Source organism: Umezawaea sp., assembly GCF_036375055.1.
GTDB lineage: Bacteria > Actinomycetota > Actinomycetes > Mycobacteriales > Pseudonocardiaceae > Umezawaea.
The window spans coordinates 1-15,643 of the sequence record NZ_DASUSQ010000061.1 but is presented as its reverse complement, the minus strand read 5'-3'; the positions used below and the strand labels follow the sequence as shown (position 1 = coordinate 15,643).

At 72.6% G+C, this 15,643-nt stretch carries 15 protein-coding genes; 1 reads left to right on the top strand and 14 read right to left on the bottom strand.

Annotation, left to right across the window (positions count from 1 at the left end; all coding sequences use genetic code 11):
- From VFZ92_RS16810 to VFZ92_RS16760, 11 genes are all read right to left on the bottom strand, one after another.
- Nucleotides 1-453, bottom strand: a complete 453-nt coding sequence (locus VFZ92_RS16810) for a hypothetical protein (RefSeq protein WP_330876878.1) — start codon at nucleotides 451-453, stop codon at nucleotides 1-3.
- On the bottom strand, nucleotides 450-3,218 hold the full coding sequence (locus tag VFZ92_RS16805; RefSeq protein ID WP_330876877.1) for an FtsK/SpoIIIE domain-containing protein: 2,769 nt from the start codon (nucleotides 3,216-3,218) through the stop codon (nucleotides 450-452). Before VFZ92_RS16805 ends, VFZ92_RS16810 begins: the two co-directional genes overlap by 4 nt.
- A 1-nt stretch (nucleotide 3,219) precedes the next feature.
- Nucleotides 3,220-3,471 (bottom strand): hypothetical protein, encoded by a 252-nt coding sequence (locus VFZ92_RS16800; protein ID WP_330876876.1) that lies wholly within the window; start codon nucleotides 3,469-3,471, stop codon nucleotides 3,220-3,222.
- Between the two features lies 1 nt (nucleotide 3,472).
- Nucleotides 3,473-3,733 (bottom strand): hypothetical protein, encoded by a 261-nt coding sequence (locus tag VFZ92_RS16795; protein WP_259624493.1) that lies wholly within the window; start codon nucleotides 3,731-3,733, stop codon nucleotides 3,473-3,475.
- Between the two features lie 141 nt (nucleotides 3,734-3,874).
- A complete protein-coding gene (locus VFZ92_RS16790; RefSeq protein ID WP_330876875.1) occupies nucleotides 3,875-4,675 on the bottom strand; it encodes a hypothetical protein in 801 nt (266 codons plus the stop codon).
- 60 nt (nucleotides 4,676-4,735) lie between these two features.
- Entirely contained in the window at nucleotides 4,736-5,971 is a 1,236-nt protein-coding gene (locus VFZ92_RS16785; protein WP_330876874.1) for a hypothetical protein, read from the bottom strand.
- Between the two features lie 10 nt (nucleotides 5,972-5,981).
- Nucleotides 5,982-6,770, bottom strand: a complete 789-nt coding sequence (locus VFZ92_RS16780; RefSeq protein WP_330876873.1) for an alpha/beta fold hydrolase — start codon at nucleotides 6,768-6,770, stop codon at nucleotides 5,982-5,984.
- Complete coding sequence (locus VFZ92_RS16775) at nucleotides 6,771-7,388, bottom strand: DUF4232 domain-containing protein (protein ID WP_330876872.1); 618 nt, start codon at nucleotides 7,386-7,388, stop codon at nucleotides 6,771-6,773.
- Nucleotides 7,389-7,504: 116 nt separating this feature from the next.
- A complete protein-coding gene (locus tag VFZ92_RS16770) occupies nucleotides 7,505-8,575 on the bottom strand; it encodes a gamma-glutamylcyclotransferase family protein (protein ID WP_330876871.1) in 1,071 nt (356 codons plus the stop codon).
- Between the two features lie 242 nt (nucleotides 8,576-8,817).
- Nucleotides 8,818-9,807, bottom strand: a complete 990-nt coding sequence (locus VFZ92_RS16765) for a LysR family transcriptional regulator (protein ID WP_330876870.1) — start codon at nucleotides 9,805-9,807, stop codon at nucleotides 8,818-8,820.
- Between the two features lie 240 nt (nucleotides 9,808-10,047).
- On the bottom strand, nucleotides 10,048-10,863 hold the full coding sequence (locus VFZ92_RS16760; RefSeq protein WP_330876869.1) for a PhzF family phenazine biosynthesis isomerase: 816 nt from the start codon (nucleotides 10,861-10,863) through the stop codon (nucleotides 10,048-10,050).
- Nucleotides 10,864-10,937: 74 nt separating this feature from the next.
- On the opposite strand from VFZ92_RS16760, the gene VFZ92_RS16755 reads away from it, so the two are divergent.
- Nucleotides 10,938-11,762 (top strand): LysR family transcriptional regulator, encoded by an 825-nt coding sequence (locus VFZ92_RS16755; RefSeq protein WP_330876868.1) that lies wholly within the window; start codon nucleotides 10,938-10,940, stop codon nucleotides 11,760-11,762.
- Between the two features lie 10 nt (nucleotides 11,763-11,772).
- Here VFZ92_RS16755 and VFZ92_RS16750 read toward each other — a convergent pair whose 3' ends face one another.
- The 3 genes from VFZ92_RS16750 to VFZ92_RS16740 are packed head-to-tail and all read right to left on the bottom strand — an operon-like array spanning nucleotide 11,773 to nucleotide 15,570.
- A complete protein-coding gene (locus VFZ92_RS16750) occupies nucleotides 11,773-12,288 on the bottom strand; it encodes a GNAT family N-acetyltransferase (RefSeq protein ID WP_330876867.1) in 516 nt (171 codons plus the stop codon).
- A 23-nt stretch (nucleotides 12,289-12,311) separates the two neighbouring features.
- Nucleotides 12,312-13,703, bottom strand: coding sequence for a hypothetical protein (locus VFZ92_RS16745; RefSeq protein WP_330876866.1), 1,392 nt, complete (start codon nucleotides 13,701-13,703; stop codon nucleotides 12,312-12,314).
- 52 nt (nucleotides 13,704-13,755) lie between these two features.
- Nucleotides 13,756-15,570 (bottom strand): dynamin family protein, encoded by a 1,815-nt coding sequence (locus tag VFZ92_RS16740; protein WP_330876865.1) that lies wholly within the window; start codon nucleotides 15,568-15,570, stop codon nucleotides 13,756-13,758.
- Nucleotides 15,571-15,643: the final 73 nt, after the last annotated feature.

Sequence of the window (15,643 nt, the reverse complement as noted above, 5' to 3'; positions counted from 1 at the left end):
TCAGTCCTTCGCCTTGCGCCGCAGCAGGGTGCGCTTCTGGAGCGACTCCTCCAACGCCTGGTAGGCGACGTCCATCGCGGTGTTGTACTCGCGCTGGTCGCGCGCGGGCACGCGCTCGTCCGGCCCCGGCATGGGCCGCATCTTCATCCACCGCTCCTCCCAGAGCAGCTCGACGGCGGCCTCCCAGTGCAGGGCGGCGCCGAGCCGGACGACCTTCTCCCGCTCGATCGCGTCCGCCATCCGGTCCTGCGACTCGGCGAGCCGGGCGACCAGGTCGGCGACGCGCTCCTCGTCGTGCCTGCGCATCGCCGCGATGGCCTCGCCGGCCGAGCCGATGACCTCCTTGTACCGCTCGACGGCCGACCGCGTGTCCGGCGGCGCGTGGTGCACGTCGGCGGTGCGCTGCTGGGGCACGACCGAGAAGTCGTACGTTCCGTTGGACTGGGTGTTCATGACAGGTCCTCCCCGGTGTCGAACGGAATGACCACCTGCGGACGTGAGTGCTCGAACCGGTCGAAGTAGAGGCCGCGCCGCGGTCGCGGGGACCACGCCATGACCTGCTCCGGGCCGAACGAGATCAGTTCCTTGCCCTGGACGTCGAAGGCGACCCACGCGCCGATGTCGTCGTACACGCCGGGGGGGAGGCTGCTCTTGAGCCGTTGCACCCCGCGCCACCAGCCGAGCACGTGGGTGCGGTTCTCCGGGCCGTGCTTCAGGACCGTGCGCAGGCTGTCCACACCGGACGCCCGCGTCGTCGGGTCCTTCTGCTCCAGCCTGCTGTGCGCCGCGTCCACGCCGTACAGCACGAGGTAGTGCGGTTCCGGCGCGGTGGCCGCCGAGCCGGTGATGGTCTCGGTGAGTCTCTGCGCCGTGAGGTCAAGCAGTTCCCGGACGCCGTCGATGCGCACGACGTCCACCGCGTGCCCCTCGGTGGACAGCTGCTTGGCCAGCTTCTGCGCCGCCGTCTCGGCCTCGTCCACCAGGCAGCACAGCGTGAACCTGGCCTCGTGCGGCAGGTTCTGCCTGCCGAGCGAGAGGGCCGCCGCGCCGAGCACGGCCGCCGCGTCCTGGAGCAGCGAGCCGATGACGGCGATGTTGCGGCCCGGCGTGCGGGCCAGCCGCACCTTGGCCGCGCTGCCCGCCACGTCGATGACCTGGCCCAGCAGCACGGTGGGCGTGGCGTCGCCCGGCCGCAGCGCCTGGAAGTCCTCCGCGGCGTGCAGGGCGGGGACCCTGCTGCCGTCGAACAGGATCGGCTCCTCCAGGTCGGGGCGCCTGCGGCGGTGCAGCTCCCGCTGGAGGAAGTCGAACGTGCCCTTGCTGGTGGAGTCCGGGACGCGGGCGACCTCGTTGCCGTGCCGCACACCGGACTCGTGGTTCACGACGGCGTGCCAGCGCGGGAGTTCGAGGGCCGCGTCGTTCTGCGGCTCGGCCAGCACCCGGCGGGCCTTCGGCAGCGCGACGCGGACGGTGAACTGCTCGAAGATGGCGGACTTTCCCCAGAAGCCCTCGATGCCCGCCACGTCCTGGCTGCACAGCACCAGGTGGATGCCCTGCGAACGGCCCCGCCGCGCCACGTCCTCCAGCAGCTGGGTCGCCTGCTGCGTCACGTGGTCGCGCTCGCCGAACAGGTACTGGAACTCGTCGATCACCGCGACGATCCTCGGCCACCGGCCGCGCGGGTCCTCGGCGCGCAGCTGCTCCAGCTTGGTGACCTCGTGCTGCTTCGCCGCGTCCGCGCGCCTGCGCATCTCGTCGGACAGGAACCTCAGCAGCGCCACGCCGAACTCGCGGTCGGTGTTCACGTTCACGCCGACCAGGCGCGCGTGCGGCAGCCAGCTCGGGTCCTTGCGGCCCGGCGCGAACTGCGCGAACGACACGCCCTCCTTGAAGTCCAGCACGTACAGCTCCAGCTCGTCCGGCGAGTACCGGGCGGCGAGGCTGCCGAGCATGGCGTACAGGAAGTTCGTCTTGCCGGAACCGCTCGGCCCGCCGATGAGGGCGTGCGGCGACGTGTCGCCGAGGCCCAGCACCACGGGCTCGCCGTCGCGGTAGCCGACGGGGGCGACGACACCGGCCGAGGAGCTCTCCACCCAGAGGTGCTCGGGCAGCAGGTCGCCGAACGTGCCGAAGCGCGACCGGCGTTCCTCGCGCTTCTCCGCGATGGTCGCGCACGCCCTCGGCACCAGCGTGCGGGGGAACGGCGGGTCGAGCGCCACGTCCACGTGCTTGCCGGTCATCGTGCAGGACGCGTGGTCCTTGCCCAGCGTCACGGTCTCGATCGGCGAGTTCACGGTGATCGGGATGTCCACGATCACCAGCACGATGCCGCACGCCAAACCGTTGCGCGCCACGCGTTGCAGCTGTTGCTGCTGCTCCTCCTTCAACGCCTGCCGGTTGCCGAACAGCACGGCGATCCGCCACGGCTCCGTGCGCCGCCCCGCCCCGCTGACCGCGCGCACCGACAGGTGCCCGTCGACGAGCACGCTGGTGTGGACGCGGCGGATGTGGTCGGACAGCTCGTCCAGCAGCTCGTGCAGCCGGGACGGGTCGTGCACGGTCAGCAGGCCCGCGCGGGTCAGCGGGTAGAGCCCCGGCAGCGAACCGGTCAGCTGGTTGACGTCCCACACGTGCACGTGGACGAGACCGGGCTGGAAGTGGCTGAGCACCCGCAGCAGGAGGTTCTCCACGAGACCGTCGGCCTGGTGCCTGCTGTCCGGAGTGGACGCGATGTGCAGGTGGGCCTGGTCCAGCAGGGGCACCGCGACGGGGAACGGCTGCTGCTCGGGAGCGCTGCGCACGACACCCGTGCCGATGCGCCACAGCTCCGGCACGGTGGCGCCGTCCGCGCTGCCCGCGTCGCCCAGCCAGGACTCGTGCGGCCACGACGCGGAACCGGGGGACACGCTCTGCACCAGGGAGGACAACTGGTCCGGACCGCGCTCGGACCACGTGCGGAACGCGTCCACTCGGTCCATCAGCGCCCGTGCGAGCCTGCTGGAGAACGCGGGGTTCGCGAGCGCCCCCGCCAGCAGCGGGTCGTCGAGCGCGCGGTCGACGCCCTCGCCGCGCAGCATCACCTCGAACATGTCGCGGGCGCGCTCGTCCGCCAGCTCGCGGTGCTCGCGCGAGGCGTTGCCCAGTGCCGCGGCCACGGAGAGGCGGAACTCCTCGAAGGAGTCCTCGATCCTCTGGCGGCGCTCGTCACGCCTGCTCACGTCACAGCTCCGTCGCCAGCCGCTGCACCAGTTCGAGGCTGTTCACCATCAGCGTCAACTGGTCGGGGAAACCGTCCTTGGCCGCGGCGAAACCCGCGGGCAGCAAGGGTTCCGGGTGGTTCGCGCCCGCCTCGACCAGCAGTTCGACGGCGGCGTCCAGCGCCTTCTGGGCCTCGTGCACGCTGCGGTAGGCATCCCTCAGGTGGTCGCAGCTCAGTTCGAGCGCGACCTTGACCTCCGCTACCGATGTCACGTCACAGCCTGGAGTTGATGCCCTCGGCCTGGGAGATCCCAGCGCCCAGGTGCTTCTGGAGGTCGCTCACGCCGTTGATGACCTCGGCGAACTGGGCGTTGGCCTGCTCGGCGTCGGACTGGGCGCTGCCCTGCACGGCTGTGCTCAGCAGTGCCTGCGCGTCTTCGGCCAGGTCGGCTGCCTGTTGCAGAGCGGCGGCGCTCTGGCCTGCCTTCTCGATCGCCTGGGCAATCGCGGCACGGACCTCTTCGATGCTGGCCATGTCGGCTCCGACCCTCTCCAAGACGCGACGGGTGGCCGTAGACCGACCACCCTATTAGTACCGAAAGTTTCAAGCTTCACAAGCAAGATGGGCTAGGAGAGTGATCTTGGGGATTCACTCGCCCGGTCCTTGCTGTTGATCTTATCCGGGTTCGATCCATTCCGTTGTGGACGCGACCGAAGCCGTCATCTCCAGCGCGACGATCCCGGTTTCCGGCCTTGGAGTCGCTGACCAGCGCATAGTCGCCGAGTCGCCGTCTTCCTCCATCTCGGACCAGTCCGATTGACCCAGTTGTGCCACGGCCGTGTGTAGCGCGGTAGTGGTCGAATTGACACTCGACCCGAGGTCGAGGTGAACGCTGAGTAGATGGCCGTGTTCCACCACGCGGGTGATGCTGCCCCTGTTGGAGACCCGACTCGCTACTGCCCGCGCTTGCCATTCCGCCCCGGCCCGCCGCTCGGTCGCGACGTCCACCCGCAGCGCCAGCCGCACCCACGTCTCGCTGGGCGTTTCCACCTCACCGGGCTCGTCGGAGACCTCTTCGGACGGTCGCCCATCGGGGTCCCCACCCGCCCAGGACTCCACCAGCACCCGTTCGGCGCCCGGAACGAGCGCCTCCAGCGCGTCCGGGTCGTCCAGCACGGTCCACGCCGTCGGCGGCTCGCACGCCACCCTCGGCAGCGGCACGTCGTCGCCCAGCAGGCGCACGAACGCCCGCACCGACCGCGCCAGCGCCCCCGCCACGTTCTCCGACACGCGCTCGTCGCTCGACGCGCTGATCATCACCGACCAGCACCCCGGCTCCTCGTCGGAGCAGTCGCCCGCCCGCACGACCCGTCCGCCGACCCGCTGGACGAGGCCCGCGCACGCGGCGCGCGCCTGCTGCTCGTCGTCGGCCCCGACCACCACGGTGATCACGAGCTCCAGGTCTTCCTCAGCCATCAGGGCGAATTCTCCACGAACCTGTCACGGCGGTGCACGGCGGCGGTCCCGGTGAAGACCTCAGCGCCTCGACGCCGCCTTGAACGCGGCCTTGCGGGCCGCCTTGGCCGTCTTCTTCTCCGGGTGCCGGTCGCCGATCAGCGCGAGCGCGTCGGCCGCGTCCGGGTGGGGCAGGCGCCAGACGTGCTCGAACAGGCCCACCTCGTCGCCGTCGGCAGCCTTGGCCAGCTCCTCGGCGATGGCCGCGGGGTCGTCCGGGTCGGTGGTGACGCTCAGCGCGTCCACGAGCAGCCACGCGCGGTCGGCGGGCTCGTGGGGCCGGGCGAGGGCCTGCTGGGCGTAGGGGCGCAGCGCGGGGGTGTCCAGGGCGGACTCCCAGGCGGCCGGGGCGTCCACGTCGATGCCCGCGATGGTGGTCGCGGCGAACACCCGGCCGGTCGCGTCGGTCGCGGCCGTCAGCAGCTCGGCCGCCGCGTCGGCGGGGGAGCGCAGGGCGAGCCACGCCGCGGTGTCGGCGCGCAGCTCGTCGGGGGTGAGGGCACCGGTCGCGGCGACCAGGTCGGCGGCGGTCATCTCGGCCACGACGGGCAGGGGCGGGATGGTGAAGCCGCCGTCGCACATCTGCTCGCGCATGGTCGCCGCGCCGAGGCCGGTCATGCGGGCGTACTCGGTGCCGGACGCCTCCGCCACCCCGACCTCCACGGCACCGAGCGCCGTCAGCCGGGCCAGCAGCGCGTGCGCGGGGTCGCCCTTGGCGGCGACGTGGGCGTCCCAGCGCTCGGGCATGTTCTGCTCCAGGGCGGCGGCGCGGGCCATGCCGCTGAACTCCGGGAGCGCGAGCCCGGCGCCGCGGGCCATGAACAGGGCGGTCATGGTGGCGCCGCCGACGCCTTCGAGGTCGAGGTCGTCACCGGCGTCGATCGTCATCGACTCGATGACCAGGTGCGTGTACGCCTCGTCCCACAGCTCCAGCACGGCGTCGTCGCCACCGGTGCGCCACGGTTCGGCGCTCGGGCCGAACGACGCCAGGTTGGAGTCCTCGTCGACCTCGACGAACCCGACGGCGTGCGCGAGGTACCAGACCTGGTCCAGCGAGTCGGACAGCTCGCCGTCGAAGTCGTCGAAGTCGGAGTCCTCGTACACCCTGCGGCCGTCGGCCCACGCGGACAGCGCGAGCGCCTGCCCCAGCAGCGCGCTGGAGCGCGCCGCGGCCGCGAGGTCGGGGACCGCGGGCGTCCGCAGCGGCGGGAGGGTGGCCGGCAGGCCCAGTGCGCTCGGGAGGTCGAATTCCGCCATGCGCGGGACCTTAGAGCTTCAGCGACTCCTGGACGAAAGCGACCACGTCGGCCAGCACCTCGTCGCGGTTGGTCTCGTTGAACACCTCGTGCCGCGCGCCGGGGTAGACGCGCTCGGTGAACCGCGTGCCGCGGACGCGGTCGGTGCCCGCCCTGGTGCCCGCGATCGGCACGAGCCGGTCGTCGTCGCCGTGCAGCCACAGGGTCGGCAGGTCGCCCAGCCCCTCGCCGCGACCCACCGCGTCCAGCGCCCGCTCCAGCGCCTCCAGCGTCGGCCGCTTCAGCCCGCCGTGCCACACCAGCGGGTCGGCGGCGTAGGAGGTGCCGACGTCCGGGTCGCGCGACAGCGCGGACGGGTCGATCGGGGTGTCGGGGATCTCCTCGGCGGACAGCAGGTCCAGCCCCTGCCACTCGCCGAGCACCGGCGCGGACAGCACCAGCGCGGCCAGCTCGTGGCCGTGCACCTGCGCGTAGCGCGCGGCGACCAGGCCGCCGACCGAGTGCCCGATGAGAACGGTGGGCAGGGCGGTGGCGATCGAGCGCGTCACCGCGTGCACGTCGGCGACCAGCGCGTCGACGTCGGTGATGAGCGCCCGTTCGCCCTCCGAACCACCGTGCCCGACCAGGTCGCCGCCCACGACCAGCGCGCCTGCCGCACCGAGCGCCGCGGCCACGTGCTCGTAGCGCCCCAGGTGCTCGCCGTAGCCGTGCACCAGCACGGCGAGCCATCGGGCCTCCAGGTTCGGCCAGGTGTGGACCGCGAGTTCGCCCGCGTGGCCGGTGACGTTGGATTCGATCACCTAGGCAGCGTAGAACGCGCTCATCTGGATCTCTCCGCCACCGCACACCGGACCGAAGGTCCAGGGGAACTCGATCCGCTTCGTGTCGTCCGGCGCGATGGCCGCCGCCGCGTTCGCCTCGGGCTCGCACGGGCCGGTCACGCTCTCGTCGCCGGTGGGGACGACGGTCCAGCGCAGGTTGGCCACCGCGGACGCGTTCGGCGCCACGGTCACCGTCGTGGGGCCGGGGTCGAGGGAGCGCGTGGTCGACGTGGGGACGTCGACGCCATCGGCGAGCAGCTGGAACCCGCTGTACCCGGTCAGCGTGCACGGGGCGGCGCCGGTGTTGGTGAAGACCAGCTCGGCGTAGCGCTGGCCCGCCCCGGCGTCCTCCTGCTCGACCTTGGCCGAGAGCGAGTCGCCGACGCACCTGGTGGACTGCGGCGCCTGGGCGGCGGCCGGTGGCGCCGACGACTGGGGCGACGGCGACTGGGGCGACGGCGCGGGCGCCGAGGACGACGACGGCGCCTGCTTGGAGATCGAGGGCACGGCCCCGCCGTCGGCGGCCTGCTCGGTGCCGCACGCGGCCACCACCAGCGCCAGCCCGAGGAAACCGCAGGCGATCAGTCGTCGGCTCATGTCAGTCCTCCCTGGTAGGCCGTCCGGGGGACGGCTCGATCGAGGTCCTACCAGTAGGACGTGAGGGGTTGCCCGGTGGTTGGCTCCGATTGTCGGAAATTCACCAAATCGAGTACCTAGCTGGCGGAAGGTGTCCGCGCCGTCCAGCCGTCGGCGAGGACTGGCATCCCGTCGACGCTCCCGCCCCACAGGTACGTCCAGCTCACGGTGCCGTCGGGCAGCACGACGCGACCGCGGCGGTACTCGTCGCCCTCGTACTCGTCGAGGACCGGGAACGCCGCCTCCGGGGCGCTCAGCCGCACGAGGTGACCCGGAACGCCGGGGCCGTCGCCGGGCCGCAGCGCCGGGTAGCCCCGACCGGTGTCGTGCAGGGTGCCGGGCAGCGTCACGGCGACCGGCGCACCCTCCACGCGCTGCTCCAGCAGCGGCCAGTGCGAGCCGCCGGGCTGGAGGGTGCCGTAGACGAACAGCCGGTCCGGCCAGTCGTCCGGCGACGGGTCGCCGAGCACGGGTGTGAGGTCGAGGCCGTCGGACTCGGCCGCCCACCCGTTGAGCCCGCGGGCCCAGCGCTGGCCGACCTCGGAGCACCGCACCTGCACGCCGTGCACGAGCAGCGGCATCCGCCGCATCCCCGCGCCGGTGTAGGCGAGCACGGAGTCCACCTCGGAGCCGTCGAACAGCGTGACGCGGCCGGTGTGCAGCCGCACGAGCCGGTAGCGCAGCCCGCGGCCCTCGCACCGGTCGAGCACCCGCAGCTGGTCGGCCGTGGCCATCCAGACGGCGTGCTCCTCCACGACGCCGGGAGCGGCGGCCAGCGTCGCGGGCCGCTCGCCGTCCCGCGCCCGCAGCCCCGCCGCCCACACCGCCGCGATGCCCTCGCAGCGGGCCCGCAGGACCACCGCGGGTCCGCTCAGGCCCATCTCGTCGCGCAGCCAGGTCACCTTCGCGGGGTTCGCGTTCGAGCCGTACGCGAGCACCGGCATCCGCGCCGCCAGCGGGGGTTCACCGCGGTCGGCGAGCCAGTCGTCGAGGTCCTGCCGGTCCGGTGCGACCCGCCACCCGGAGTCGGTCGAGGCGTCCGGGGTGACCGGCCACCCCTCGCCGTCGAGGTGGACGAAGCAGGCATCCGGCCGGGTCCCCGGATACGGCAGGGCCGGATGCAGGTCGTCCGTGAATGGCTGCGTCATGTCCCCATTCTGACAAGGGTCATCTGGAATTCACGTGGCGTTCGCGGAAAGACGAGCCTGTTCATCCGATCTCTCCGACGGTTTTGTCGGGGTTCAGCCGGGTCGGCCGGGCCACTTGATCGATCCGACGTAGGAGGTCTGGCGTGAGGCGGCGCACGTTCCCGATGAGCGCCGCGTAGGTCCGCTGTGCGGCGGTGATCGCGGGCACGTGGCCGTTGACCCGGTCGGGGAGGCCGTCCGGGTCAGCGCGAGCTGACCACCAGCGCCGCGTCCAGGTCGGCGTGCGCCTCGGGGTGCTCGTCCCACCAGCGCTCGTAGCGGGGGTTGCGGGACAGGACGGACCGGTAGGCGCGGGCCGCGCACGCGAACACCTCGTGCGCGCGGCCCGCCGCCGGGCCCTCCCGCCGGGTCGCCACCAGCAGGTCGGTCGTGATCGGCGCGCCGCGCAGCGGCCGGACGACGATGCCGTCCCCGCTGCGCGACGGGGCCGCGGCGAACGACACCGCCCCACCGGCGACCAGCCCGCGCGCCGTGCCCGCCTCGGTCACGTGGTGCGCCAGCCGGGGCGTGAAGCCCGCCTCGGCGCAGGCCTGGAAGATCTGCACCCGCTGCCCGATCTGCTCGGCGGGCGGCGCGACCCAGTCGCGCTCCGCGAGCTGGGCCAGGTCGATCTCCTCCTGCTCCCCCAACGGGTCCCAGTCGGGGACCGCCACGAACTGCGGCTCCGTCACGAGCGTGCGGACCTCGACACCGCGCAGCTCCCGCTGCTCCATCCCCTCGAACCGGTCGAACACCGCGAGCTGCACGCCGCCCGCCACCAGCAGCTCCAGCAGTTCGGAGGAGCCGGAGGTGATCTCGGACCGCACCTCGGAGCACGGGATGACCCGCCGCAGCTCCTCGACGAACTGCCCGAAGAACAGCAGCGGCACCCCGCCGACCACCAGCGGCCCGCACACCGGGTTCCGCGTCCGCTCGCGCGCCGAGCTGAGCAGCTGGCCCACCTCGTCCAAGACGAGCCGGGCGGTGCCGACGACCTGCCTGCCCAGGTCGGTGGGCACGCTGCCACCGGGCGTGCGCTCGAAGAGCCGCCCGCCGATGATCCGCTCGACGGTCCTCAGCTGCGCGCTCATCGCGGGCTGCGTCAACCCGAGCCGGGTGGCGGCCTTCGTGACACTGCCTTCTTCGGCGATCGCGCAGACCGCTCGCAGGTGGCGCAACTCCAACTCGGGCACACGCTGTATGTAGCCCCGATCGGGGTGGGCCGCCACCCGTCGAACGGGTCAATGTGGAGTCCCGGGTCCCTGGTCCGGGGGCGGTGGTCCAGGTGCGGGGGTGTGGTCGATTCGACGTGGGATTTGATCGGGCAGGCTTTCGGGGCCGCCCCCCGTCCCGATCGAAGGCTCGCACGAGGGGTCCCCAGGTCACCTCGGCCGAACGCCGGGCCGGCTCGACCGAACCCCGAGGCGCAGGAATCACAACGCAACGGCCGCCCCGCTCACCACGACCCGGTCGTCATCCCCCCTCACCTCCACGAACAACTCACTGGGACGTCCCATGTCCACCCCCTGGTGGAGCACCAGGCTCCGCCCGTCCCCCACCATTCCCAATTCCCGCAAGTACCCACCAAAAGCGGCGGCGGCGGCCCCGGTCGCGGCGTCCTCCACCACCCCGCCAACGGGAAACGGCTCCCGAACGTCGAACACACCACCAGCCCGCTGGAAGAACAGGTGTGCCGTGATCAAGCCGGCCGAGCGCAGCACGTCCCCCAACGCCGAGAAGTCGTAGTCCAGCGCCGCCAACCGCTCCCGCGACCCCACCCCCACCATCAGGTGCCCGGCCCCGCCGTGCGCCACGTGCACCGGCCAGGCCAGGTCCGCCGCGTCCCACCGGAGGGCCGCCAGCGCCCCCTCCACCACGGAGTCCGGAGCCGCGACGGAGCGGGTCGGCACGCTCGTCAGGCTCGCCCGACCCCCGGCCGTGCTCAACCGGACCTCCCCGGCCCTCGTCGAGAACACCAGTTCGCCGTCCCCGATCCGCTCCCCGAGCGCCACGGCGGTCGCGATCGTCGCGTGCCCGCAGAACGGCACCTCCACGACCGGGCTGAAGTACCGCACGTCGAAGGCCCGATCCCCGCCGGGCACCGCGAACGCCGTCTCCGAGTACCCCACCGAAGCGGCGACGGCGAGCATCTCGGCGTCGGTCAGACCTCGGGCGTCCAGCACCACCCCGGCCCGGTTCCCGCCCTCGGGGTCGGTGCTGAACGCCGTGTACCGCAGGATTTCCGTCATGCCCCCAGCATCCCCACCACGGTTGATCGCGTCCAACGATGACAAGCGATAGCGACAATCGATAACATCGATCCATGGACACCCGGCTCCTCCGGACGCTTCAGGTCCTCGCCAGGACGGGCAGCTTCACCGCCACCGCCGCCGAGCTCCACGTCGTGCAGTCGACCGTCACGACCCACATCAAGCTCCTCGAACGCCACCTCGGCGCGCGGCTCTTCGACCGGCTCCCGACGGGCGCGCGGCCCACGGAGGCGGGCGAGCGCGTGCTGGCCGCCGCGCAGGAGGTCCTGGCCGCCGAGCAGAGGCTGCTCGACACCGTCCAGGGCACCCCGGCGGTGGCGGGCGACGTCCGCCTCGGCGCGCCGGAGTCCGTGTGCGCCTACCGCCTGCCCGCCATCATCGCGGACCTCTCCCGGCGCTGGCCGGGCGTCACCGTGCACCTGACGCCGGTGGGCACCCGCCGAGCGCTGGACGCGGTCCACGACGGCGCCCTCGACCTGGCGCTGGTGCTGGAGGACGAGCCGCCGAGCACCACCCTGGACGCCGCGCCGGTGGGCACCGAGCGCATCGACCTCGTCGCCGCGCCGGACCACCCGGACACCGGCCGGTACTTCCTGCTGGAGGAGGGCTGCTCCTACACCGACCGGTTCGCCCGCGAGCTGTCCGGCGCGCACCCCACCAGGTTCGGCAGCATCGAGGCCGCGCGCTCGTGCGTCGTGGCCGGTCTCGGCCTGTCCGTGCTGCCCAGGGTCTCCGTGGCCGACCAGCTCGCCGCGGGCACGCTGCGCAGCGTGGCCGAACTGCCCGAGTCGACCCTGTACCTGGTCACCGACCCGCGCCGGACGGCGAGCGCGGCGGTGCGCGTCGTGCGGCAGGCGCTGAAGGCCGTGACCGCGTAGCCAGGGGGGATCAGGCGTCCGCCGGGTACCCCACGTAGACGTGCACGAGCCGACCCGCCTGGTCCTCGTCCACCTCGCTGTGGTCGTGCACCAGCCCGATCTTCGTCATCACCCGCCCCGAGGCGTCGTTGCCGTCCTGGTGCTGCGCCACGACCCGGCGCACGCCGGGCTGCTCGAACGCCGCGTCGCGCACCGCGGCCGCCATCTCGGTCGCGAGCCCGCGCCCCCACGCGGCGGGCGCCACCCACCAGCCCAGCTCGATCGCCTCGGCGTTGCGGCGCGTCATCGACGCCACCCCGAGGAACTCGCCCGTCTCCCGGTCGAGCACGGCGCGCCACCCGTACCCGTAGCGCCGCCAGTGCGCGAGCACCGACCGGTGCCGTTCCGTCGCGTACTCCCGGTTCCACGGCTCGCCGTCGACGATGTAGCGCACGATCCGCTGGTCACCCGCCAGCACGAGCAGCTCCACGAGGTGCTCCTCGCGCCAGCGGACCATGGACAGCCGCGGCGTCGTGAGGGTCGTCATACCTCCCATGATCCCCGACGGGATCAGCCCAGACCCGACAGCATCCCCTCGCACGACCGGACGACCACGGTCGCGGCCCGCCGCTGGTCCTGGTCCAGCACCGGGTTCGCGGCCTGCTCCCGCCACTTCGCCAGCAGGTCGGCGATCAGGTACCGCTGCTCGGTCTCCTCGGCCTCGTACTCCAGCCCGAGCCGTGCCTGCACGGCCGTGCCGTGGCCGCCGACGATCCTCGCCGCCTCGACCTCCAGCGCGCCGGGCAGCCGCGTGCGACCGCCCTGGAGCGCGGCGAGCAGCCGCAGCTCGTGCACGTCGTGCGCGCTCGCGACGATCCGCTCCAGGTCCATCACGATCTTGCGCGCCGCGGGCTTGGGCTCCGCGCGCAGCACGACGTCCAGCGCCAGCAGGGCGGAGCGGGCCTTGAGCACCTCGCGGCGCTCGGTGAAGTACTGGCCGATCGAGTCGCGCAGCTCACCGAGACCGCTGCGCTGCACCAGCTGCGTCACCAGCTTGACCTGCGTGTCGAAGCCCTGGCGGACCAGCGTGGCGGTCAGCCGCACGCCGAAGATGCCGTACCGCTCCAGCAGCGCCTGCCGCACCGAAGGGTCCATCGCGATCGGGAAGTCGCCGCCGACGAACCGGTCCGCCGACAGCAGGTGGTCCTCCAGCTCGGCCCGCGGGAGCGCGGCCAGCGCCGCCAGCGCGGTGAACTCCTCCGGCCGCATCGTCCTGGCCGCCACGGCGATCAGACCGGCGACCGCGACCACGTTCTGGCACAGCGGCCGCACGCGCACCTCGCGCCGGTAGCGGCGGGCGATCTGCTTGGTCGACGACAGCGCGTCGATCCGGCCCGCGCCGATCTCGTCGGCCTTCGCCAGCACCACCACGGTGTTGATCGGCGACGACCGCGCGATCGGGTTCTCGTGCGCGGCCTGGAGGTACCGCAGGTCCACGTCCTGGAGGTGCCGCATCAGGTACAGGACCGCGTCGGACTCGCGGTACACCTGGTCGCTCGTCGCGCTGGCGGGCGTGTCGATGATCGTCGCGTCGCGCAGCGCCCGCGTCGGCCAGTCGACGATCAGCCGGTCGACGCGGTCCCACACGCCCATGTCGACGTGCGCCTTGCCGTCGCGGCGCACCACCGGCACCTCCTGCGGCCCGCTCGGCGTGAACGCGGTGGCCCGCGCGCGCTCGCCGTCGCGGTACCAGGTGAACCCGGTCCCCGGCGTGAACTCCTCGCCGAGCAGCGCGTTGACCACCGTGGACTTGCCGATCCGCGGGGAGCCCGCGACGGCGATCCGCACCGGCTCGCCGAACCGCACGAGCTGGTTGCGCAGCCAGCTCGTCGCGCGCGGGCTGTCGCGGTAGACGATCAGGGCCTCGTTGAGCAGGCCGAGGACCTTGTTCTCCAGGCTCACCTCGGCTCCACCGCGGCACGGCACCCGACGGCCGCGCCGCCGCGACGGGACCTCACGCCGAGATCCCCAGCGCCACCTGGGACCCCCCGAGCACCTGCACCCGCTTGTACAGCTCCACCAGCTTGTCCAGTTCCTGCCGCACCTCCAGGGTGCGGCGCTCGCGCTTGCTCGCGTCGTCCTGCACGGCCCGCCGCGCGCTGCGCGCGGACTCCAGGAGGGTCTCCTGCAACTCCTCCGCCAGCGTGCTGAAGTGGTTGCGCAGGCTGCGCTGCACGTGCCGGGCCGCGTCGCGGCAGTCCTTGCTGAACTTGATGAAGAAGTCGTCGACGTGCCGCTGGGCGGCGTTCTTCGCGGCGGCCTGGCGGCGCTTGAGCCGGGCGTCGCCCTCGTCCTTGATGCTCTTGCCGCCGAACAGCGCGCCCGCGCCGATCGACACGACGTTGATCAGCGGCATCCCGGCGAGGCTGGTGACGAGGCCGAACATCAGCACGCCGCCGTAGGAGCCGCGCAGGCCGGTGAACAGCTTCTGGCTGACGGTGAACTTCTCGATGTTCGGCCGTTCGATCGCGGAGATCCGCTCCAGCACGTCCTCGGGGAAGATCGAGCCGGGCAGCAGGTCCTCGCGGTAGACGGGGAAGCTCTTCGCGACCTTCTCCGCGACCCACTCCGACCGGTCGAGCAGCCAGGCGAAGTTCTTGGCGCCCGCCTCGGTGAGGTTGTCCTCCAGCCACTGCTCGAAGGAGTCCCAGCCCTTGGCGGGGTCGGCCTCGTCGAACGTCTTGTCCACCTCGCGGAGGATCTTGCGGGTCCGGTCGCGCAGGTCGAACTCGATGTCGGACACCAGGTCGGCCATCTCGTCGGCCAGCACGGTCTGCCACCGCGCCGACCGCCGCCGCAGCTCGTCCACGCGGCGCTGGGCCTCGTGCAGCGCGCCGATGGTGTCCTCGGTGCGCTTGGTGTTCTGCACCGTCAGCTCCTGCTTCAGCGGTGCCACGAGCTGCTGGATCGCCGACGCGGCGGCCACGGCCACCACCCGGCGCGCCAGCTGGTCGGCCGCCGCCACGATGTCGCGCTGCACGCACGCCAGCAGGTCGGGGAAGCCGGACTCGGCGTTGAGGACCTTGTCGCCGGTCTGCGCGGCCCTCAGCCGCAGCGCCGACGACACGGCGAACACCTTGGCGCTCACGCCCGCGCGGGCGAGCTGGGCCTGGTTGGTCTCCAGCACCCGCCGCCACTGCGGGCAGATGTCGGTCTTGGTGAGGACCACGGTCACGTTGGGGCAGTTCGTCACGACCTGCTTGAGCAGCGCCAGCTCGGTGGCGGTCAGCTCGCTCGTCGCGTCCGACACCAGCAGCACCGCGTCGGCCTGCATCAGGGCGGCGAACGTGCTGGCGGTGTGCGCGGACCGCAGGTCGCCGACACCGGGGGTGTCGATCAGCACGAGCCCGGAGGTGAGCAGCGCGCGGGGGATGCCGACCTCGGCCCGGACGACCTCGCCCGAGTGCCCGGCGCTGACCTCCTTGGCGAGCTGGTCGAGGGCCACCGGCACGCGCTCGGTCGGGTTGTCCGTGATCGCGCGTCTGGCCGCCGGGTTGCGGACCAGGGCGGCGGACGGGGTCTCGGAGTGCTGCACGAAAGTGGGCACGGTCGTGGTGATGTCGTCACCGACCGCGCACACGGGGGCGTTCACGAGGGCGTTGACCAGTTGGCTCTTGCCCTGCTTCGCCTCGCCGATCACCAGCACTCTGAGCTTGGGATCCAGTTGTCGGGCCCGCTTCTCGCGCAACCGTTCTGCCAGGTCGGGGCGGTTGTGCGTCGTGCAAGCCCCGATCGTCTCGTCGAGCACGTCGAGCCAGGGGGCGGCCATCACGCGACAGAGTGTGCCGTGTTCACCCTGCTGGGTGAAAGGGAGAGGGTCGGTTCCGTCTCAGGACGGAACC

Coding starts and splice junctions, on each gene's coding strand:
- VFZ92_RS16810 (WP_330876878.1), bottom strand. CDS start 453: ATGAACACCCAGTCCAACGGAACGTACGACTTCTCGGTCGTGCCCCAG.
- VFZ92_RS16795 (WP_259624493.1), bottom strand. CDS start 3,733: ATGGCCAGCATCGAAGAGGTCCGTGCCGCGATTGCCCAGGCGATCGAG.
- VFZ92_RS16790 (WP_330876875.1), bottom strand. CDS start 4,675: ATGGCTGAGGAAGACCTGGAGCTCGTGATCACCGTGGTGGTCGGGGCC.
- VFZ92_RS16785 (WP_330876874.1), bottom strand. CDS start 5,971: ATGGCGGAATTCGACCTCCCGAGCGCACTGGGCCTGCCGGCCACCCTC.
- VFZ92_RS16775 (WP_330876872.1), bottom strand. CDS start 7,388: ATGAGCCGACGACTGATCGCCTGCGGTTTCCTCGGGCTGGCGCTGGTG.
- VFZ92_RS16770 (WP_330876871.1), bottom strand. CDS start 8,575: ATGACGCAGCCATTCACGGACGACCTGCATCCGGCCCTGCCGTATCCG.
- VFZ92_RS16760 (WP_330876869.1), bottom strand. CDS start 10,863: ATGACGGAAATCCTGCGGTACACGGCGTTCAGCACCGACCCCGAGGGC.
- VFZ92_RS16755 (WP_330876868.1), top strand. CDS start 10,938: ATGGACACCCGGCTCCTCCGGACGCTTCAGGTCCTCGCCAGGACGGGC.
- VFZ92_RS16750 (WP_330876867.1), bottom strand. CDS start 12,288: ATGACGACCCTCACGACGCCGCGGCTGTCCATGGTCCGCTGGCGCGAG.
- VFZ92_RS16740 (WP_330876865.1), bottom strand. CDS start 15,570: ATGGCCGCCCCCTGGCTCGACGTGCTCGACGAGACGATCGGGGCTTGC.